19 protein-coding genes are annotated in these 18,197 nt (G+C 65.6%); 7 read left to right on the forward strand and 12 right to left on the reverse strand.

What is annotated here, in order from left to right; genetic code table 11:
* Nucleotides 1–80 precede the first annotated feature (80 nt).
* Nucleotides 81–980 carry a peptidoglycan DD-metalloendopeptidase family protein gene (locus ACI2KK_RS02675; protein WP_404667778.1) on the forward strand — a complete coding sequence of 300 codons (900 nt, stop codon included), beginning with the start codon at nucleotides 81–83 and terminating at the stop codon, nucleotides 978–980.
* A 243-nt stretch (nucleotides 981–1,223) separates the two neighbouring features.
* Here the strand turns inward: ACI2KK_RS02675 and ACI2KK_RS02680 are convergent, their stop codons facing one another.
* The 3 genes from ACI2KK_RS02680 to phoB form a co-directional block, all read right to left on the reverse strand.
* Nucleotides 1,224–2,564, reverse strand: a complete 1,341-nt coding sequence (locus tag ACI2KK_RS02680; RefSeq protein WP_404667779.1) for a hemolysin family protein — start codon at nucleotides 2,562–2,564, stop codon at nucleotides 1,224–1,226.
* 138 nt (nucleotides 2,565–2,702) lie between these two features.
* Nucleotides 2,703–3,974: a phosphate regulon sensor histidine kinase PhoR gene (gene phoR / locus ACI2KK_RS02685; RefSeq protein WP_404667925.1), complete on the reverse strand. Its 1,272-nt coding sequence runs from the start codon at nucleotides 3,972–3,974 to the stop codon at nucleotides 2,703–2,705.
* Between the two features lie 73 nt (nucleotides 3,975–4,047).
* A complete protein-coding gene (gene phoB / locus ACI2KK_RS02690; RefSeq protein ID WP_003253341.1) occupies nucleotides 4,048–4,737 on the reverse strand; it encodes a phosphate regulon transcriptional regulator PhoB in 690 nt (229 codons plus the stop codon).
* A gap of 175 nt (nucleotides 4,738–4,912) precedes the next feature.
* On the opposite strand from phoB, the gene ACI2KK_RS02695 reads away from it, so the two are divergent.
* Nucleotides 4,913–5,281: a hypothetical protein gene (locus tag ACI2KK_RS02695; RefSeq protein WP_217840995.1), complete on the forward strand. Its 369-nt coding sequence runs from the start codon at nucleotides 4,913–4,915 to the stop codon at nucleotides 5,279–5,281.
* 210 nt (nucleotides 5,282–5,491) lie between these two features.
* Here the strand turns inward: ACI2KK_RS02695 and ubiA are convergent, their stop codons facing one another.
* Together ubiA and ACI2KK_RS02705 are read right to left on the reverse strand one after the other, a co-directional pair.
* Entirely contained in the window at nucleotides 5,492–6,382 is an 891-nt protein-coding gene (gene ubiA, locus ACI2KK_RS02700) for a 4-hydroxybenzoate octaprenyltransferase (protein WP_404667780.1), read from the reverse strand.
* On the reverse strand, nucleotides 6,382–6,939 hold the full coding sequence (locus tag ACI2KK_RS02705) for a chorismate--pyruvate lyase family protein (RefSeq protein ID WP_404667781.1): 558 nt from the start codon (nucleotides 6,937–6,939) through the stop codon (nucleotides 6,382–6,384). Before ACI2KK_RS02705 ends, ubiA begins: the two co-directional genes overlap by 1 nt.
* Before the next feature lie 241 nt (nucleotides 6,940–7,180).
* On the opposite strand from ACI2KK_RS02705, the gene ACI2KK_RS02710 reads away from it, so the two are divergent.
* The 4 genes from ACI2KK_RS02710 to ACI2KK_RS02725 all read left to right on the forward strand — a co-directional run bounded on the left by ACI2KK_RS02710 (nucleotide 7,181) and on the right by ACI2KK_RS02725 (nucleotide 9,530).
* Nucleotides 7,181–7,348 carry a rubredoxin gene (locus tag ACI2KK_RS02710; protein ID WP_023532601.1) on the forward strand — a complete coding sequence of 56 codons (168 nt, stop codon included), beginning with the start codon at nucleotides 7,181–7,183 and terminating at the stop codon, nucleotides 7,346–7,348.
* A 33-nt stretch (nucleotides 7,349–7,381) separates the two neighbouring features.
* Nucleotides 7,382–8,530 (forward strand): NAD(P)/FAD-dependent oxidoreductase, encoded by a 1,149-nt coding sequence (locus ACI2KK_RS02715; RefSeq protein ID WP_404667782.1) that lies wholly within the window; start codon nucleotides 7,382–7,384, stop codon nucleotides 8,528–8,530.
* 185 nt (nucleotides 8,531–8,715) lie between these two features.
* The gene (locus ACI2KK_RS02720) at nucleotides 8,716–9,012 is read left to right on the forward strand and encodes an HU family DNA-binding protein (RefSeq protein ID WP_054884748.1); all 297 of its coding nucleotides are present in this window, start codon (nucleotides 8,716–8,718) and stop codon (nucleotides 9,010–9,012) included.
* 143 nt (nucleotides 9,013–9,155) lie between these two features.
* A complete protein-coding gene (locus ACI2KK_RS02725; RefSeq protein WP_404667783.1) occupies nucleotides 9,156–9,530 on the forward strand; it encodes a helicase in 375 nt (124 codons plus the stop codon).
* A 53-nt stretch (nucleotides 9,531–9,583) separates the two neighbouring features.
* Here the strand turns inward: ACI2KK_RS02725 and ACI2KK_RS02730 are convergent, their stop codons facing one another.
* The 6 genes from ACI2KK_RS02730 to exbB form a co-directional block, all read right to left on the reverse strand.
* Nucleotides 9,584–10,987 (reverse strand): aminoacyl-tRNA deacylase and HDOD domain-containing protein, encoded by a 1,404-nt coding sequence (locus ACI2KK_RS02730; RefSeq protein WP_217840990.1) that lies wholly within the window; start codon nucleotides 10,985–10,987, stop codon nucleotides 9,584–9,586.
* A gap of 78 nt (nucleotides 10,988–11,065) precedes the next feature.
* The gene (recG, locus tag ACI2KK_RS02735) at nucleotides 11,066–13,144 is read right to left on the reverse strand and encodes an ATP-dependent DNA helicase RecG (RefSeq protein WP_217840989.1); all 2,079 of its coding nucleotides are present in this window, start codon (nucleotides 13,142–13,144) and stop codon (nucleotides 11,066–11,068) included.
* 3 nt (nucleotides 13,145–13,147) lie between these two features.
* The gene (locus ACI2KK_RS02740; RefSeq protein ID WP_217840988.1) at nucleotides 13,148–14,074 is read right to left on the reverse strand and encodes a hydrogen peroxide-inducible genes activator; all 927 of its coding nucleotides are present in this window, start codon (nucleotides 14,072–14,074) and stop codon (nucleotides 13,148–13,150) included.
* Between the two features lie 95 nt (nucleotides 14,075–14,169).
* Nucleotides 14,170–14,904: an energy transducer TonB gene (locus ACI2KK_RS02745; protein ID WP_369988773.1), complete on the reverse strand. Its 735-nt coding sequence runs from the start codon at nucleotides 14,902–14,904 to the stop codon at nucleotides 14,170–14,172.
* Nucleotides 14,901–15,329 carry a TonB system transport protein ExbD gene (gene exbD / locus ACI2KK_RS02750; protein ID WP_404667784.1) on the reverse strand — a complete coding sequence of 143 codons (429 nt, stop codon included), beginning with the start codon at nucleotides 15,327–15,329 and terminating at the stop codon, nucleotides 14,901–14,903. Before exbD ends, ACI2KK_RS02745 begins: the two co-directional genes overlap by 4 nt.
* A gap of 3 nt (nucleotides 15,330–15,332) precedes the next feature.
* Nucleotides 15,333–16,304 (reverse strand): tonB-system energizer ExbB, encoded by a 972-nt coding sequence (exbB, locus tag ACI2KK_RS02755; protein ID WP_404667785.1) that lies wholly within the window; start codon nucleotides 16,302–16,304, stop codon nucleotides 15,333–15,335.
* Nucleotides 16,305–16,496: 192 nt separating this feature from the next.
* On the opposite strand from exbB, the gene ACI2KK_RS02760 reads away from it, so the two are divergent.
* Nucleotides 16,497–17,354 (forward strand): NAD-dependent epimerase/dehydratase family protein, encoded by an 858-nt coding sequence (locus ACI2KK_RS02760; RefSeq protein WP_404667786.1) that lies wholly within the window; start codon nucleotides 16,497–16,499, stop codon nucleotides 17,352–17,354.
* Nucleotides 17,355–17,427: 73 nt separating this feature from the next.
* On the opposite strand, the gene ACI2KK_RS02765 is transcribed toward ACI2KK_RS02760, so the two are convergent.
* The gene (locus ACI2KK_RS02765) at nucleotides 17,428–18,153 is read right to left on the reverse strand and encodes a hypothetical protein (RefSeq protein ID WP_404667787.1); all 726 of its coding nucleotides are present in this window, start codon (nucleotides 18,151–18,153) and stop codon (nucleotides 17,428–17,430) included.
* Nucleotides 18,154–18,197 lie beyond the last annotated feature (44 nt).

An 18,197-nucleotide genomic window follows, 5' to 3' on the forward strand; every position in this document is an offset into this window, starting at 1 on the left:
ACCTCCCGACCAACTGTCATACCCCTCTCAAAACCGGCTGCTAGGCTTCGACAGACGTTATCTGTCAAATGGCCACCATCATGCCCGCCGCCCGCCTGCTGCTGTTCTGTGCGTTGTTCACGGCCTCGGCGTCGAGCCTGGGCATGACCATCTACAAGACCACCGACAACTACGGCGTGGTGTCCTACTCCGACCGCCCCAGCCCCGGCGCCAAGCCTTTCGTGTTCCGCGAGCAGATGCTCGAACGGGTGGATGGCAAGGTGCGCCTGCAGACCGAACCCTTCCCCGGCGGCGTGCGTTTTCTGGCGCGCAACGAGTTGTATGTACCGATGGAGGTCGAGCTGCGCCTGGACGGGCTGGCCAACGCCTTTGGTGGTAACGCACCGCGCATCGTGCGGCGGGTGGTGGCGCCGCGCTCGACCCTGCTGCTCAGCGCCGTGCTGGCCGCCCCGGGCGGGCCGCTGAAGTACAAGAGCAACTTCCAGTACGCCATGGGCGACCCGGTGCTGCGCTCGCAGGCCTACCGCTACCCGTTCCCGTGGAAGGGCGGGCCGTTTCGCATCAGCCAGGGCCCCAACGGGCGCTTCAGTCACTTCGGGCCCAAGGGCCGCTATGCCATCGACATCGCCATGCCCGAAGGCACGCCGATCATCGCCGCCCGCGGCGGGGTGGTGGTGAAGATCGAGAACCTGCAGACCGGCCGCGGCACCAACCCGGCGGGCAACTTCGTGCGCATTCTGCACCCGGACGGCACCATGGGTGTGTATCTGCACCTGATGCGTGGGTCGGTGGTAGTACGCGAAGGGCAGCAGGTGGTGGTGGGCCAGGCACTGGCCAAGTCGGGCAATACCGGCAACAGCAGCGGGCCGCACCTGCATTTTGTGGTGCAGCGCAACGTGGGGCTGGCGCTGGAGTCGATCCCCTACCAGTTCGACCGGCCGATAGGCGGGATGCCGGACTTTACGGCGGGGAACCCTTGAGCAGGTTTGCCTGAACCGGCCTCATCGCCGGCAAGCCGGCTCCTACAGGTTCAGCGCAGTTCTGAACGTTATGCGACCCCTGTAGGAGCGGCCTTGCCGGGGCGCCGGACCGGTCGGAAAGGGCTGCGCAGCAGCCCCAGGATTTCAGCTTCGCCGCACGAATTGCCGGGGCTGCTTCGCAGCCCTTTCGCGACACAAGGCCGCTCCTACAGGGATTGTGCAGGAGCGGCCCTGCGGCCGGGCTCAATCGAGCTTGAGCACCTTGGCCAGCACGATCTTCGGCCCTTTCATCTTCTTGATGATGATGCGCAGGCCTTCGACCTCCATCACTTCCTCTTCCTCGGGCACGCGCTTGAGGCTTTCGTACACCAGCCCGGCGAGGGTTTCGGCTTCGATGTGGTCCAGGTCGATGCCCAGCAGGCGCTCCACCTTGAACAGCGGCGTGTCACCGCGTACCAGCAGCTTGCCCGGCTGGTAGGCGAGGATGCCGCGCTCGGTCTTGCGGTGCTCGTCCTGGATATCGCCCACCAGCACTTCCAGCACGTCTTCCATGGTCAGGTAGCCGATCACCTTGCCGTCGGCCTCTTCCACCAGCACGAAGTGCGCGCCACCTTTGCGGAACTGCTCCAGCAACTGCGACAGCGGCATGTGCCGCGACACACGCTCCAGCGGGCGGGCCAGGTCTTCCAGGTCGATGGTTTCGGGCATCTGGTCCAGCTCGGCCAGCTCCAGCAGCAGGTCCTTGATGTGCAGCAGGCCGGTGAATTCCTCGCGCTCGGCGTCGTACACCGGGTAGCGGCTGAACTTGTGGCGGCGGAACAGGGCCAGGATCTGCTTGAGCGGCGCCTTGGCGTCGATGCTGACCATGTCCTCGCGGGAGTTGGCCCAGTCGACCACTTCCAGCTCGCCCATCTCAACCGCCGAGGCCAGCACGCGCATGCCCTGGTCGCTCGGGTCCTGGCCACGGCTGGAGTGCAGGATCAGCTTGAGCTCCTCGCGGCTGTAGTGGTGCTCGTGGTGCGGGCCAGGCTCACCTTGGCCGGCGATGCGCAGGATGGTGTTGGCGCTGGCATTGAGCAGGTAAATGGCCGGGTACATCGCCCAGTAGAACAGGTACAGCGGCACCGCCGTCCACAGCGACAGCAGCTCGGGCTTGCGGATCGCCCAGGACTTGGGCGCCAGCTCGCCAACCACGATGTGCAGGTAGGAGATGACGAAGAACGCGACGAAGAACGAGATGCCCTTGATCAGTTCGGGCGAATCGACGCCGAAGTAGGCCAGCAAAGGTTCGAGCAGGTGGGCGAAAGCCGGCTCGCCGACCCAGCCCAGGCCCAGCGAGGCCAGGGTGATGCCCAGCTGGCACGCCGACAGGTAGGCGTCGAGCTGGTTGTGCACCTTGCGCAGGATGCTGCCGCGCCAGCCATGCAGCTCGGCGATGGACTCGACGCGGGTGGCGCGCAGCTTGACCATGGCGAACTCGGCGGCAACGAAGAAGCCGTTGAGCAGCACCAGGAACAAGGCGAAGAGAATCATGCCGAAATCGGCGAACAACGAGGTGAGGCTGATACCAGGGGAAGGGTCCATGATGGGGTTTTTACAGGGTCCGTCGGTGAAATTAGGGGAAAAAAAGTGCCAGCGATTGCTGGCACAGGGGATCCAATGTAGCGGCTGGGGCGGCAAAAGCAAAGGGGCGCACTACCATCGCCGGGCAAGCCCGCAGGCTTATCCCTTGTTCGTGGCCAATTGTGCCGGCGCAAAATGACAGGTGAAGGTACTGCCGTGCCCCGGCACGCTGCTGATCTCCAGCTTGCCGCGGTGGCGCATCAGCACGTGCTTGACGATCGCCAGCCCCAAGCCGGTGCCGCCGGTGTTGGAGGCGCGGCTGGAATCGACCCGGTAGAAGCGCTCGGTCAGGCGCGGCAGGTGCTTGGCCTCGATGCCCACCCCCGAATCCTGCACGCTCAAATGCGCGCCCTGTTCGTCGGCCCACCAGCGAATACGGATATTGCCTTCGTCCTGGGTGTACTTGACGGCGTTGAACACCAGGTTGGAAAACGCGCTGCGCAGCTCCGACTCGCTGCCCTTGAGGCGAATGCCGGGCGCCGCTTCCAGGCTGATGCGCTGGTTGCGCGGGCCGGACAGCGCCTGGGCGTCGTTCTTGATGGCCGTCAGCAGGCTGTCGACCAGCACCGGCTGGTTGTCCGAGGGGTAGTCGGTGGCTTCGAGCTTGGCCAGCAGCAGCAGGTCGTTGAGCAGGGTCTGCATGCGCGAGCCCTGGGCGCTCATCTGTTGCAGGGCGCGGCCCCAGCGCGGGTTCACGCCTTCGACATTGTCCAGCAGGGTTTCCAGGTAGCCGGTGATCACCGTCAGCGGCGTGCGCAGCTCGTGGGAGACGTTGGCGACGAAGTCCTTGCGCATCTGTTCGAGCTGGTGAATACGGGTGACATCGCGCACCAGCATCAGGTGCTCGTTGTTGCCGTAGCGGGTGAGTTGCAACTGCACCCGCAGGCGGTCATTGATCGGCGAGGGGATCTCGAGCGGCTCGGCATAGTTTTCCGCCTCGAAGTATTCCTTGAAGCGCGGGTGGCGCACCAGGTTGGTCACCGGCTGGCCGCCGTCCTGCGGGGTCTTGAAGCCCAGCAGGGTTTCCGCGGCGCGGTTCCACCACTCAAGGTTGCCTTCGCTGTCGAGCATGATCACCGCATCGCGCAGGGCGGCGGTGGACTCCTGCACCCGGTCGATCACCGCCTGCAGGCGCCCGCGCACGCGCTGGTCGCGCCGTTGCAGGTGGTAGATGCTGTCGAACACCTCGCCCCACAGGCCGTAGCCGTCGGGCGGGGCTTCGTCGGGCTGGTGGTTGCGCAGCCAGTCGTGCAGGCGCAGCAGCTGCTTGAGCGTCCAGCCCAGGTAGAACGCCAGGCCGATGGCCAGGCTCCAGCCGTAGTAACCGCTGGCCAGGCCGCCGATCAGGCAGACGGTGATCAGCAGCAGCATGTGGCGAATCAGGGTCGCGTGCCAGTTCTGGTTCAATTGACAGTCCTTGTACTACGGGCGCCAGGGGCTTCGATCAGCTCTTGGTCGAGAAGCGATAGCCAGTGCCGCGGACGGTTTGTACCAGATTTTCGTAGGCTTCACCCAGTGCCTTGCGCAGGCGGCGGATATGCACGTCCACCGTGCGCTCCTCCACATACACGTTGCCGCCCCACACCTGGTCGAGCAGCTGGCCACGGGTGTAGGCGCGCTCCTGGTGGGTCATGAAGAACTGCAGCAGGCGGTATTCGGTGGGGCCCATCTCGGCCGGCTTGCCGTCGATGGTGACGCGGTGGCTGATCGGGTCGAGCAGCAGGCCGCCCACTTCGATCGGCGCTTCGCTGTCGCTCGGGCCGGTGCGGCGCAGCACGGCCTTCAGGCGCGCCACCAGCTCGCGCGGCGAGAACGGCTTGGTGATGTAGTCGTCGGCGCCCACTTCGAGCCCCTGGATCTTGTTGTCCTCTTCGCCCTTGGCGGTAAGCATGATGATCGGGATATCCCCGGTCAGCTCATCGCGCTTCAGGCGCCGGGCCAGTTCGATCCCCGAGGTGCCCGGCAGCATCCAGTCGAGCAGGATCAGGTCCGGCTTGCGGTCGACGATGATGGCGTGGGCCTGTTGCGAATTTTCGGCCTCCAGGCAGTCATAGCCGGCCATTTCCAATGCAACGGCGATCATCTCGCGGATAGGCGCTTCGTCGTCGACGATCAGAATGTTTCTGCCAACCATGCTCAATTACCTCTCCCGGGAACGGTGTCTTGGCCCGCATTAGATAACGGAATTATTGCAGCTGTGTGACAGCTCATTGGCTGTTCTGGCGACATTCCATGACTGGGCTAGGCTTCAAGGGGCCGCCGTAACGGCAACCAGAACCCTTTCCACCCCCGAAACAATGGTGAATCCAATGACACGACATACGCTGAGCTGGATGGCCCTTTTCGCTGCACTGGCATTGCCGGGGGTGGCGTCGGCCCATCACGCCATGGAGAAGGACGGCATGTGGGTCGACCATCAAGGCATGACCCTGTACACCTTCGACAAGGACGCCGGCGGCAAGTCCATGTGCAATGGCGAGTGCGCCACCAACTGGCCGCCGCTGATGGTCAGTGACGGCGAAAAGGCCGAAGGCAAGTGGACGCAGATCAAGCGCGACGACGGCAAGATGCAGTGGGCCTATGACGGCAAGCCGCTGTATACCTTCGTCAAGGACAAGAAAGCCGGTGACATGACCGGCGACGGCATGAAAGACGTCTGGCACGTGGCCAAGCCCTGAGAGGGCAGTTCAATAGGTGAGAGGTCCCCTGTGGGAGCGGGTTTACCCGCGAATGCGATGTTGCAGCAGAAATCGCATTCGCGGGTAAACCCGCTCCCACAGCAATTGCATGAGCTTCAGACCAGTGCCGTACCTGTAGGAGCCGGCTTGCCGGCGATGAGGCCGGTTCAGGCAGCACAAGACAGTTGCTCCCACAGGGACCCTGAGCTTTCAGCGCAGCGCGTAATCCAGCACCACCCCCGCGAACACCAGCATCCCCGCCCAATGGTTGTGCAGGAACGCCTTGAAGCACGACTCGCGGTCGAGCTTGCGGGTCGACCAGAACTCCCATGCAAAGCACGCCGCAGCCCCCAGAATGCCTAAGTGGAACCAGCCACCCAGCTCGAAGCGGCTGCCGGCCAGCAGCAGGCAGCCCAGCGACAGCAGTTGCAGGATCAGGATGATCACCCGGTCGGCTTCGCCGAACAGGATGGCGGTAGATTTCACCCCGATCTTCAGGTCGTCGTCACGGTCGACCATGGCGTAGTAGGTGTCGTAGCCCACGGTCCACAGCAGGTTGGCGATGTACAGCAGCCAGGCGCTGGCCGGCAGCTCGCCGCCGGCGGCGGTGAAGGCCATGGGGATACCCCAGGAGTACGCCGCACCCAGCACCACCTGCGGGTAGTAGGTGTAGCGCTTCATGAACGGGTAGCAGGCGGCCAGGGCCACGGCGCCGAACGACAGCCACACCGTGGCGGCATTGGTGCACAGCACCAGCAGGAAACTCACCGCCACCAGCACCGCGAACAGCGCCAGCGCCTCGCGCGGCTTGACCCGGCCGCTGGCCAGCGGCCGGTCGGCGGTGCGCTTGACGTGGCCGTCGACCTTGCGGTCGGCAAAGTCGTTGATGCAGCAGCCGGCGGCGCGCATCAGCACCACGCCCAGGCCGAAGATCAGCACGTTGGCCAGGGTCGGCGAGCCGTTGCCGGCGATCCACACCGCCGTCAGCGTTGGCCACAGCAGCAGGTAGATGCCGATCGGGCGGTCCATGCGGCTCAGCTGGACGAAGTCCCAGGCCCGCGGGTGCAGGCGGTTGAGCGACTTGAGCAGTTGCAGGTACATCAGCGGTTGGCCTCCTTGTCTGCCTGCCACAGTGCCGGCAGGAATACCTCGGCCACCAGCAGGTCGAGCCCGGCGCGTTCGAACCGCGAGCGGCGCCCCCACAGCCCGGTGTGGGCTGCATCGGCGGGCAGCCAGGGTTGTGGATAACTGCACACCTCGATGGGGTGGCGGATGAACGCCTGGTCGCAGAACAGCAGCTCGCCCAGCGAGCGGCTGCCGAGGGTCTCGAGGTCCAGGCCGCCACGCTGCAGCACGCTGCGCCCGGCCACGCTGCGGGCGAACACCCAGGGTTGGCCATGGCCACGCAGGTACACTTCGCGCACCCAGCCCTCGGCGCCGGGCGCCAGGCCCAGGGCCGCGCATTCGTCGTCGCGCAGGGTTTGCCAGCCTTCGAACAGGGGCGTGACGCTGAAGTTGTCGCCGGAAAGACGGGTCAGGCGACGGGTGAGGGAGCCTTCGTCGAACAGCCAGTCGAGGGTGCGCTGGTCGAGGGTGTTCGCCAGTTGTGGATACGCCAGCCACGCGACAGCGGCTGCTTGCGGGGTTTCGTACGACACGTCGGTATGCTTGTGACAGCCAGAGAGGCGGCGAGCTTAGCACGATTGCCCCGGCGGCCAGCATGCCGTACAAAGCCTCAACGAGATTGCGCGGTGCGCCATCTCCTGTAGGAGCCGGCTTGCCGGCGATAGGGCCAGAGGCGGCAACCTCATTGCCTGATCTGACGCAATCGCCGGCAAGCCGGCTCCTACAGGGGGATGGCCACCAGTTGCGACATGACACCTGACCGAGGACCCCCTGATGAAAAAATGGCAATGCATTGTCTGTGGCCTGATCTACGACGAAGCCGATGGCTGGCCGGACGACGGCATCGCCCCCGGCACCCGCTGGGAAGATGTGCCCGAAGACTGGCTGTGCCCGGACTGCGGCGTGGGCAAGAGCGACTTCGAAATGATCGCCATCGGCTGATCGCAACCAGTACCGACTTGAAGGAAGCACGACATGACGTCCCCTGTGGTGATCATCGGCACCGGCCTTGCCGGCTACAACCTGGCCCGCGAGTTTCGCAAGCTCGACAGCGAAACGCCGCTGCTGCTGATTACTGCCGACGACGGCCGCTCGTACTCCAAGCCCATGCTCTCGACCGGCTTTGCCAAACAGAAGGACGCCGACGGCCTGTGCATGGCCGAGCCCGGCGCCATGGCCGAGCAGCTGAATGCCGAAATCCGCACCCACACCCGCATCAGCGGCATCGACCCGGGCCACAAGCGCCTGTGGATCGGCGAGGAGGCGGTCGAGTACCGCGACCTGGTGCTGGCCTGGGGCGCGCAGACCGTGCAGGTGCCCATCGAGGGCGATGCCGGCGACCGGGTGTTCCCGATCAACGACCTTGAGGACTACGCGCGCTTTCGCGCTGCGGCCGAGGGCAAGCGGCGGGTGCTGATCCTCGGCGCCGGCCTGATCGGCTGCGAGTTCGCCAACGACATGACCCTGGGCGGCTTCCATTGCGAGGTAGTGGCGCCCTGCGAGCAGGTGATGCCGACCCTGCTGCACCCGGCGGCGGCCGCCGCCGTGCAGGCCGGCCTGCAGGGCCTGGGCGTGCGTTTTCACCTGGGGCCGGTGCTGACCCGCCTGCAACGGGCAGGCGATGCACTGCAGGCGCACCTGTCCGATGGCAGCGTGATCACCTGCGACCTGGTGGTTTCGGCCATTGGCCTGCGCCCGCGCACCGACCTTGCGGCTGCGGCCGGGCTGCAGATCAACCGCGGGGTGGTGGTCGACCGCCAACTGCGCACCTCCCACGCCAACATTTTTGCCCTGGGCGACTGCGCCGAGGTGCAGGGCATCAACCTGCTGTACGTGATGCCGCTGATGACCTGCGCCCGCGCCCTGGCGCAGACCCTGGCCGGCAACCCGACCACGGTCAGCTACGGGCCGATGCCGGTGACGGTGAAAACCCCGGCTTGCCCGCTGGTGGTATCGCCACCTCCGCAAGGGCTCGAGGGCACCTGGCAGGTGGAGGGCACCGGCGCCGACCTGAAAGTGCTGTGCGTTGGGGCTGACGGCCAGTTGCTGGGCTACGCGCTGACCGGCGCGGCAGTGATGGAGAAACTCGCGCTGAATCGCCAGTTGCCGGCGCTGATGGCGTAAATAGACGGCGTTCTGTCGGATTTATCCTGTTCTTGCCGCGACAATGGCCGCCCAGGTACTGGCGCGGCCCCCTACGGCGTGCCATTCTCACTTGCGTCTACCGCAGCCTAGAGCCTGCGGTGCCTTGAACGCTGCCCCCGGCAGCACGGCATAACAACAAAAAATCCCGTCAAAGAGGCTTCACTATGCGTAAACCAGAACTCGCCGCAGTCATTGCTGAAAAGGCCGATCTGACCAAGGAAAAGGCCAACCAGGTCCTCAACGCGATTCTCGACAGCATCACCGGCGCGCTCGACAAGGACACCGTCACCCTGGTCGGTTTCGGCACCTTCGAAAAACGCCACCGCGGCGCGCGCACCGGCAAGAACCCGCAAACCGGTCAGCCAGTGAAGATCAAGGCCAGCAATACCGTTGCTTTCAAGCCCGGCAAGAACCTGCGTGACAGCGTCAACACCCCGGCCAAGCCAGCCAAGAAGAAGTAACGCGTCAACCTTCTGCGGTTGATCAAACGGGCGCCTGAAGGCGCCCGTTGCGTTTGTGGCGGGAAAATGTGGCGAACTTGCGTAAATAAACCAATAAACGGATAAACTGCGCGCCTCAGTCATTTTTCAATCGAGGCGCGTTGATGAAGTTTCGCTTTCTTCTCTGGGCCATGGGCCTGCTGATGGCCAGGGCCAGCCGCAAGAACCCGGCGTTCCAGCAGCAGCTGCAGGGCAAGGACCTGGTGTTCCAGATGCAGACCCTCGACGGCAAGGTTGCCCGGCACTTCACGGTCAGGGACCTGCGCATCAGCAGCAAAGGCGGCCTGCACCCGCAACCGGCCTTCGCCATCGCGTTCAAGGATGCCGCCTATGGCTTCGCCACCCTGCAGGCGGGCAACAAGCAGCTGGCGTTCATGCAGGGTATTCAGGACAAGAGCATCCAGATCAAGGGCAACCCGGCGCTGGTGATCTGGTTCCAGGGCTTGATGAAGTACCTGAAGCCGAAGAAGAAAGCCTGATACCGCACCTGATCAGGGATGCACCACCGCTGTAGGAGCGGCGGTCCGTCAGGTCAATGCGGCGCCTGGAACTGCGACGCCAGCTCGCGCAGCAGCGCTTCGGCTTCCAGCACCTTGTTCACCACTTCTTCGGCCTTGTCCCGGGTCAACCCCAGGCGCTCGAGCAGCTCGTCCGGGATTTCATCCTGCGGGCCGGAGCCGATGCCCCGCGAACGCAGCAAGCGCACGGCCAGGCACACCAGGTTGGGGAACTGCGAGAACTCGCCGTCGTAATGCGGGTCGTGCTGGAACCGTAGCGCGGCGGACAGCTCGTCCGGCATGTCCCAAAGCTTCATCAGCCAGGCGCCGATCTGCTCGCGGCTGATGCCCAGCAGGTGTTGCTCCACGTAGCTGTGGCACAGGTGCGGGTTGACCTCCAGGTGGCGGCAGATCAGCGAGAAGTGCGGCGGGAACACGTGGGCCAGCAGCAGATAGCCGAAGTTGTGCAGCAGGCCTGCAAGGTAGGTCAGGCCGGCTTCAGGGCGTTCGGCGCGCGGCATGGCGCGGGTCAGGCCCTCGATCACCGCAGCGGTGTAGATCGACTGCTGCCAGTAGGGCGTGGCCTGTTGCGGGTGGTCCTTGGGCAGGCTCAGGGTCTTGCCCAGGGCCAGGCCCAGGGCCAGGTTGATCACCAGGTCAAAGCCCAGCACACGCACGATGGCGTCTTCCACCGAGCGGATCTTGCCGGGGGAGGCGTAGTAGGGCGAGGCGGCCCAGCTGACCACTTGCGCGGCCAGGGCCGGGTCGGTTTCGACCACGCCGGTGATGTCGTCGATGCTGGCGTTGGGGTCGACGCGCAGTTTGATGATCTTCTGCGCGGTGTCGGCCAGCGGCGGGATCTCGATGGTTTCTTCCAGGCGCTTCTGGATGCGCCGGGCGGTGAAGGCTTCCACCGCCAGGGTGATTTCGCGGGAGTCGTCACCCGGCCGGTCGAGGTTGGGGCGGATGTCCCGCACCGGCTGGCCGAACGCGCCGGCGCTGGCCTTGGCGAGCATGCGCTTGAAGTCGTCACGCTGGATCTTCAGCAGTAAGCCCGCTTCACCGGACTGGATCAGCAGGTACTCGGCCTCGAGCAGCTTGCCTTCGTACAGGCACGGCGAGCTGGTCAGTGCCGGGATCGCCGGCAGCGCCTTGAGCTGGTGCTTGTCGAGCATCTGCTTGAGGCGCGGCAAGGGCACGGCCTTGAGTTTGCGCCCGGTCAGCTCTTCGAGGCGGTTCAGGTCCAGCAGCTTGCTGTAGGGGAACAGCACCATCAGGGCGCCGATCTCGTCATCGAGCAGAATCGCCTGCACCCGCGAGGCGGCTGGCAGCTCGGGGTGTTCCGGCACCTCGACGAACGCCACGCCGAGTTTTTCGAGCAACAGCCGGATGACAGACGGTGCGTGTGGGGTTGCAGTGTCGAGGGCAACTTCAGTCATGGTCTGTATCCACTAATTCTTTTGAACGCGAAGTATAACCAGCCTGACCGGCAAGCTGGATCCATAATGGGACGGGCGTCACACCTGGCCATATTGCTGGCCGTGGCGCAGCCAGCGATCGAGCAGCGGGCTGACGTGGTCCGGCCAGCGTGCCAGCAGGGCCTGGGCGGCATCGCGCACGGCCGGCAGCAGGTCGGCGTCGCGCATCAGGTCGGCGACCTTGAACTGCAGCAGGCCGGTCTGGCGGGTCCCGAGCATCTCGCCGGGGCCGCGCAGCTCCAGGTCCTTTTCGGCGATGACGAAGCCGTCGTTGGTTTCCCGCATGATGCCCAGCCGCTCGCGGCCGATCTGCGACAGCGGCGGGTGGTACAGCAACACGCAGTGGCTGGCCGCGCTGCCCCGGCCAACCCGGCCGCGCAGCTGGTGCAGTTGGGCCAGGCCCAGGCGCTCGGGGTTCTCGATGATCATCAGGCTGGCGTTGGGTACGTCCACGCCCACCTCGATCACCGTGGTGGCCACCAGCAACTGCAGGTTGCCGGCCTTGAATTCGGCCATCACCGCGGCTTTTTCGACAGGCTTCATGCGCCCGTGGATCAGCCCCACGCGCAGTTCGCCCAGGGCACTGCCAAGCTCTTCGAAGGTGCTTTCGGCGGCCTGGCAGGTAAGTTCTTCGGATTCCTCGATCAGCGTGCACACCCAGTAGGCCTGGCGCCCCTCGGCGCAGGCGGCGCGTACCCGCTCGACCACCTCGAAGCGGCGGCTGTCGGCCACCAGCACGGTGTTCACCGGGGTGCGCCCGGGGGGCAGTTCGTCGAGGATCGAGGTGTCCAGGTCGGCGTAGGCGCTCATGGCCAGGGTGCGCGGGATGGGCGTGGCGGTCATGATCAGCTGGTGCGGGCACAGTTGGCCCATCACGCCTTTCTTGCGCAGCGCCAGGCGCTGCTGCACGCCGAAGCGGTGCTGCTCGTCGATGATCGCCAGGGCCAGGTGCTTGAACTGCACCTCGTCCTGGAACAGCGCGTGGGTGCCGACCACCATCGGCGTGCCGCCGGCGATCTGCTCCAGCGCGCTGGCGCGGGCCTTGCCCTTGAGCTTGCCGGCCAGCCAGGCGACTTCGATCCCCAGCGGCTCCAGCCAGCGCTTGAAGGTGATGTAGTGCTGTTCGGCGAGGATCTCGGTGGGCGCCATCAGCGCCACCTGGTAGCCGGCCTCCAGCGCCTGCAGCGCGGCCAGGGCGGCGACCACGGTCTTGCCGGCACCCACGTCACCCTGCACCAGGCGCATCATCGGCTCGTGCTGGGCGAGGTCGTAGGCGATCTCGTTGCCGACCCGCTGCTGGGCGCCGGTGGGGCTGAAGCCGAGGTTGGCCAGGTACTGCGCCGGCAGGCGGCTGGCTTTGGGCAGTACCGGTGCACGCAGGGCGCGCTGGCTTTCGCGCAGGCGCTGCTGCGACAGCTGGTGGGTCAGCAGCTCTTCGAAGGCCAGGCGGTGCTGGGCCCAGTGGTGGCCTTCGGCAAGTTCGTCCACATCGGCGTCGGCCGGCGGGTTGTGCAGGTAGCGGATGGCGTCGTCCAGCGGCGCCAATTGATAATCGCGGGCCAGTTCGTCGGGCAGCCAGTCGGGCAGGCTGCGCGGGCCAAGCATGCCCAGGCTCTGCTGGCACAACAGGCGCAGGCGCTGCTGGGTCAGGCCTTCGGTGCTCGGGTAGATGGGCGTGAGGGTCTGTTCCACCGGCGGCGCCGGCTCGTCGCCGTTGAGCGCGCGGTATTCGGGGTGGTAGATCTCAAGCCCCGAGGCGCCGGGGCGGGCCTCGCCGTAGCAGCGCAGGTGAGTGCCGCGCTTGAGGCCTTCCTTTTGCGCATTGCTGAAATGGTAGAAGCGCAGGCTCAGCACGCCGGTACCGTCACCCAGGCGCACGACTAAACTGCGGCGCTTGCCCATGGTCACATCGGCGCCGCTGACCACGCCCTCGATCACCGCATCCTGCCCCGGGCGCAGTTGGCCGATGGGCACCACGCGGGTGCGGTCCTGGTAGCGCAGGGGCAGGTGGAACAGTACGTCCTGCAGGTTCTCCAGCCCGACCTTGGCGAGCTTCTCTGCCATGGCTTCGCCAACGCCCTTGAGCGCGGTGACCGAGACGTTCGACAGCTCAGTCATGGCTCAGGCCGGTTCTTCCGTGGGTGCCTTGGCCACCGAGCACAGGCGGATCGAGTCGGCGAGGATTTCGATCGCCTTGGGCCGCGGGAAGCTGGCGCGCCAGGCGATGGCCACGGTGCGGAACGGCGCTGGTGCAGTGAGCGGGCGCACTTCGATCACGCCCGGGGCGTAATGGTGGCTGTGCACCGCCGACAGCGGCAGGATCGACACGCCCAGGCCCGAGGCGACCATGTGGCGGATGGTTTCCAGCGAGCTGGACTCCACCGTGGTGTGCTTGGCACCTTCGCCGCCCTTGTTCAGCGTCGGGCAGGCTTCGAGCACCTGGTCGCGGAAGCAGTGGCCTTCACCGAGCAACAGCAGGCTCTTGTCGTTGAGCAGGGCGGTGTCGATGGTTTTTTTCGCGGTCCACGGGTGGTCGGCCGGCATCAGCGCGCAGAACGGTTCGTCGTACAGCGGCAGGGTGAGCACATCGGCTTCGTTGAACGGCAGGGCGATGATCACCGCGTCCAGTTCACCGTTGCGCAGTTTTTCGCGCAGCACGTGGGTGAAGTTTTCTTCGATGTACAGCGGCATCTGCGGGGCAACGCGGTGCAGTTGCGGAATGAGGTGCGGGAACAGGTACGGGCCGACGGTATAGATGGCGCCGACCTTGAGCGGGGCGGTGAGCTGGTTCTTGCCGGCCTGGGCCAGTTCGCGGATGCCCTGGGCCTGCTCGAGCACCTTTTGTGCTTGGGCGACGATGCTTTCACCCACCGGCGTCAGACGAACGGCGCTCTTGCTGCGTTCGAAGATCAGCACGCCAAGCTCGTCCTCGAGCTTCTTCACGCCGACCGACAGCGTGGGCTGGCTGACGTGGCAGCGTTCGGCGGCGTGGCCGAAGTGCTGCTCCTGGGCGAGGGTGACGATGTAGCGAAGTTCGGTGAGGGTCATAACGTGCGTCCATGAAGTTGCGGCCCCAGCATAGCGGCTGCAATCGATAGACGCACGTTATCAGACTTGCCGTTTTGTGACAGAAACAAAAAACGTCAACGTCGGTCCAGCGAGTACACGAACGGTGCCACCACTTCGATGGTGCCGTTGTTCAGCAGCTCGGCCGGTGGCTTGGGCACGGTGCCTGCGCGGCGGATCATCTCCAGCGTGGCGCGGTCCAGCGCAGCGCTGCCTGAGCCGCCGGCCAGCGAGTACGAGACCACCTTGCCTTCGGCGTCGACCACGAAGCGCAGGCGGTTGATGCCCTGCAGCCCGCGACGGCGAGCGTCCTCGGGGTACTTCTTGTACTTCGCCAGGTGGCGCAGCAGGTCGCTCTGCCAGCTGGGCAGGGCATTGCTGTTGGAGGCGATGCTCGGTGCCGGCGCCGCAGATTTTTGCGGTGGTGCGTTGCTCGGCGGCGTATCGGCCACGTCCTGGTCGACCGGCGGTTCATCCTTCGGCGGCTCAGGCTTTTTCTCAGGCTTGGGCGGCTGCGGCTTGGCCTTGGGCTTGGGCGGCTTGGGGATGGCGATCTTCGGCTTTGGCGCTTCTACCAGCTTGGGCAGCGGCGGCTCCTCGATCGGCGTCGGCGGTTTTGGCGCGACTTTCGGCGGTGGCGGCGGCGCGGGCTCCGGCAGCGGTGCCAGCTCGACCATCATCGCTGCCGGCGGCAGCTCGATGGCCTGGGGCACCGACCAGTTGAGCGTCAGCACCACGGCGACCACGTGCACGCCCAGCACGATGGCCAGGGCAGTGCCGTAGCGCGCCATGTTAGAGCGCGTTTTCGTCATTTCTTGGCTGCCGTCTCTAGCCCGACCAGGCCGACCTTGAGGTAACCGGCGGCGCGCATGGTGTTCATCACTTCCATCAGGTCGCCGTAGTCGACGCCCTTGTCAGCCTGGAAGAAGATGGTGGTTTCCTTGTCACCCTTGGACTTGGCGTCGAGCATGGCGCCAAGTTGGTCGGGCTGGGCCACTTCATCGTCGCCGACGTACAGCTTCTTGTCGGCCTTGACGCTGACGAACACTGGTTTTTCCGGCCTCGGCGCAGGTTTTGCGGTGGAGGCGGGCAGGTCGACCTTGATGTCGACCGTGGCCAGCGGCGCTGCGACCATGAAGATGATCAGCAGCACCAGCATCACGTCGATGAAGGGCGTGACGTTGATTTCGTGGTTTTCGGCGAGGTCGTCGCCACCTTCGTTGAGATGCAGGCCCATGGCTTACCCCACTTTCACCATGTGCGGGGCAGCGCGCTCGCCACCTTGATGGTCCAGGTCACGGCTGACCAGCAGCAGCACCTGGGCGGAAGCGTCGGAGACCTGCGCCTTGTAGCCGGCGATGGAGCGGGCGAAGACGTTGTAGATGACCACGGCAGGGATCGCCGCGACCAGGCCCAGGGCGGTGGCCAGCAGGGCTTCGGCGATGCCTGGGGCGACTACGGCCAGGTTGGTGGTCTGGGTTTTGGCGATGCCGATGAAGCTGTTCATGATGCCCCACACGGTACCGAACAAACCGACGAAAGGCGCGGTGGAACCGATGGTGGCGAGTACGCCGGTGCCGCTGCTCATGTTGCGGCCGCTGGCGTGGACCAGGCGCTCCAGGCGGAAGCTCACACGCTCCTTGATGCCTTCCTTCTCGCGGGCGTTGGCCGACAGGCGCATTTCTTCGAGGGCGTCGTGCACCAGGGTGTGGGCCAGGGTGCCTTCCTTGTTGGAGACCTCGCTGGCCTCCTTGAGGGTGATCGACTTCTTCAGGGCGGCGATTTCACCACGCAGGCGACGCTTGGCGCCCATCAGCTCGAAGCCTTTGGCGATCCAGATGGTCCAGGTGATGATCGAGGCGATAGCCAGGCCGATCATCACGGCTTTGACGACGATGTCGGCGTTCTTGTACATGCCCCATGGGGACAGGTCGTGGGCCATGCCGAGCGAGGTGTCTTCGACCAGCGCCTGCACGTCTTCGCCAGCCGGGGCCTGGGCGTCTGCGGCGGCTTCGACCGGCGTGGTAGCCGGGGTCTGGCCTTCAGCAGCCGGGGCTGCCGGAGCGGTGGCGGCGGCCGGGGTGGCAGCGGCGTTGGCGGCTGGCTCATCGGCCATGGCCAGGGGGGCCAGCACCAGGCTGAACATCAGCGCGGCGATGGCGCGCCAGGCGCGCGACGGGGTTGGCGAAGCGGAAGGTTGAATGCGTGTCATGCTGGCCGGACCTGATGAAGAAGAATGGGTTGAGTTCTCCAGGGCCTCGAAGCAGGCCGAGAACAGACAAGACCGCCATTATTGCAAGTAATTCTTGTTAACAAAAGTAATGTGATTGCTTTTTTTGACCTTGGTATAGCCGTTGATCGCCTGGAACCTATAGCCTGCCCCTACAGAATGAGGAGAATTTGCATGTCAGGCGTTTCTGCTTTGATCGTGGGTTGTGGGGATGTCGGCGGGCGTCTGGCCCGCCAGTTGCTGGGCCTGGGCTGGCACGTGAGCGGCTTGCGGCGCTCGGTGCAGCACCTGCCTGAGGGTGTGCAGCCGGTTGCCGCCGACCTTGCCGACCGGCGCATCCCAGCCGACTGGCCCGAGCGGGCGCCCGACTACCTGGTGTACTGCGTTGCTGCCAGCCAGCACGATGAGGCCGGTTACCAGGCCGCCTACGTCGACGGCCTGCGGCATGTGCTGGGTTGGCTCGAGCGCAGCGGCCAGCGCCCGCGCAGGCTTTTGTTCGTCTCCAGCAGCAGCGTGTTCGCGCAGAAGGATGGCGAGTGGATCGACGAAACCGCTGCCACCACGCCTGAAGGCTATTCCGGCAAGCTGATGCTCGAAGCCGAGCAGTTGGCGCTGCACAGCGGTATCCCGGCCAGCATCGTGCGCCTGACCGGCATCTATGGCCCGGGGCGCGAGTGGCTGTTGAGCCAGGTGCGCCAGGGTTACCGGGTGGCAGAAGAGCCGCCGCTGTACGGCAACCGTATTCACGCCGAGGATGCCGCCAGCCTGCTGGCGTACCTGCTGCAGGCCGATGCGCGTGGCGTGGCGCTGGATGACTGCTATATCGGCGTTGACGATGACCCGGCGCCGCTGGCCGACGTGGTGGCCTGGCTGCGCGAGTACCTGGGGGTTACCGAGTGGTCGGACGAGCAGCGGGTGCGGCGTACCGGCAGCAAGCGCTGCAGCAATGCCCGGGCGCGGGCGTTGGGCTGGGTACCGGTGTATCCGAGTTACAAAGAGGGGTATGCGGCGATATTGCAGGGCCGCGGATAACGGTGCGGCCCTATCGCGGGGCAAGCCCGCTCCCACTGTCTGGTGTGGGAGCGGGCTTGCCCCGCGATGAGCTTCAATCCTTCTCCAGCACCCACTGTTGGGCGCCGGCCGCCAGCTGCGGAATTTCATCCGGCTGCGCGGTATTCACCGCTTTGAAAATGGTCAGCTTGTCGCCATCACGCTTGAAGATGAACGGCGCGCCGCGCTGGTCGCGCTCCAGCCACAGGCTGTCGTTGCCGCCGCCCATGCTGGCGCAGTCGCCTGCCAGGCACAGGGCGAAGCGGTCCGGGCCAGGCAGGCCGGTGACGCTGCCGGTGTCGCTGAAGCGTACCGTGGCACCTTTGCCCTGGCCTTCGCTGATCTTCCAGTCGCCGCCCAGGTAGGCCTGATACAGCGCCTTCTCGAAACTGCTGCCCAGCGGCGCGGCGCCGGCGGCCTTGGCGCGGGCGAAGGTCTGCTGATGGCCGGACGGGTCGCTGGCCTGCAGCTCGTCGCCGTCGAGCGTGAGTTGCTCGCTCTGGCCGCCGTCGAAGTCCACCTGCCAGTTGTTCTGGTTGGCGCTCAGGCGCCCGTCGGCGGCTTCAAAGCCGTTGCTGAAGCTGGCTTGTTGGTTCTTGACGTCGACTTTCCACTCGAACACCGGGCCGTGATCGGCCAGGGCCTGGCGCAGGCTGGTGCCTTTGGCGGCGGCGTCGATGGCCTCCTGGTTGATCCAGGTGCCGTTGAAATCTTCGGGTTTGTGGCTGGCGCAGCCGCCCAAAAGCAGGGCTGCCAGCGCGAGGGGCAAGGCGTGGCGCATGGGGGGGAAACCTTGGGGCAGGGAGGGGGTGGTGACGGGCGCAG

Origin of the sequence: Pseudomonas sp. NPDC089406, assembly GCF_044900265.1 — a bacterium.
Classification (GTDB): Bacteria; Pseudomonadota; Gammaproteobacteria; order Pseudomonadales; family Pseudomonadaceae; genus Aquipseudomonas; species Aquipseudomonas fakonensis.

What these genes read in the sequence shown, in the direction of transcription:
- ACI2KK_RS02745 (WP_369988773.1), bottom strand. Translation starts at nt 14,904, where the DNA reads ATGACGAAAACGCGCTCTAACATGGCGCGCTACGGCACTGCCCTGGCC.
- ACI2KK_RS02695 (WP_217840995.1), top strand. Translation starts at nt 4,913, where the DNA reads ATGACACGACATACGCTGAGCTGGATGGCCCTTTTCGCTGCACTGGCA.
- recG (WP_217840989.1), bottom strand. Translation starts at nt 13,144, where the DNA reads ATGACTGAGCTGTCGAACGTCTCGGTCACCGCGCTCAAGGGCGTTGGC.
- ACI2KK_RS02730 (WP_217840990.1), bottom strand. Translation starts at nt 10,987, where the DNA reads ATGACTGAAGTTGCCCTCGACACTGCAACCCCACACGCACCGTCTGTC.
- ACI2KK_RS02760 (WP_404667786.1), top strand. Translation starts at nt 16,497, where the DNA reads ATGTCAGGCGTTTCTGCTTTGATCGTGGGTTGTGGGGATGTCGGCGGG.
- ACI2KK_RS02740 (WP_217840988.1), bottom strand. Translation starts at nt 14,074, where the DNA reads ATGACCCTCACCGAACTTCGCTACATCGTCACCCTCGCCCAGGAGCAG.
- ACI2KK_RS02675 (WP_404667778.1), top strand. Translation starts at nt 81, where the DNA reads ATGCCCGCCGCCCGCCTGCTGCTGTTCTGTGCGTTGTTCACGGCCTCG.
- ubiA (WP_404667780.1), bottom strand. Translation starts at nt 6,382, where the DNA reads ATGTACCTGCAACTGCTCAAGTCGCTCAACCGCCTGCACCCGCGGGCC.
- ACI2KK_RS02765 (WP_404667787.1), bottom strand. Translation starts at nt 18,153, where the DNA reads ATGCGCCACGCCTTGCCCCTCGCGCTGGCAGCCCTGCTTTTGGGCGGC.
- ACI2KK_RS02720 (WP_054884748.1), top strand. Translation starts at nt 8,716, where the DNA reads ATGCGTAAACCAGAACTCGCCGCAGTCATTGCTGAAAAGGCCGATCTG.
- phoB (WP_003253341.1), bottom strand. Translation starts at nt 4,737, where the DNA reads ATGGTTGGCAGAAACATTCTGATCGTCGACGACGAAGCGCCTATCCGC.
- exbB (WP_404667785.1), bottom strand. Translation starts at nt 16,304, where the DNA reads ATGACACGCATTCAACCTTCCGCTTCGCCAACCCCGTCGCGCGCCTGG.
- ACI2KK_RS02710 (WP_023532601.1), top strand. Translation starts at nt 7,181, where the DNA reads ATGAAAAAATGGCAATGCATTGTCTGTGGCCTGATCTACGACGAAGCC.
- phoR (WP_404667925.1), bottom strand. Translation starts at nt 3,974, where the DNA reads ATGCTGCTGCTGATCACCGTCTGCCTGATCGGCGGCCTGGCCAGCGGT.
- ACI2KK_RS02715 (WP_404667782.1), top strand. Translation starts at nt 7,382, where the DNA reads ATGACGTCCCCTGTGGTGATCATCGGCACCGGCCTTGCCGGCTACAAC.
- exbD (WP_404667784.1), bottom strand. Translation starts at nt 15,329, where the DNA reads ATGGGCCTGCATCTCAACGAAGGTGGCGACGACCTCGCCGAAAACCAC.
- ACI2KK_RS02725 (WP_404667783.1), top strand. Translation starts at nt 9,156, where the DNA reads ATGAAGTTTCGCTTTCTTCTCTGGGCCATGGGCCTGCTGATGGCCAGG.
- ACI2KK_RS02680 (WP_404667779.1), bottom strand. Translation starts at nt 2,564, where the DNA reads ATGGACCCTTCCCCTGGTATCAGCCTCACCTCGTTGTTCGCCGATTTC.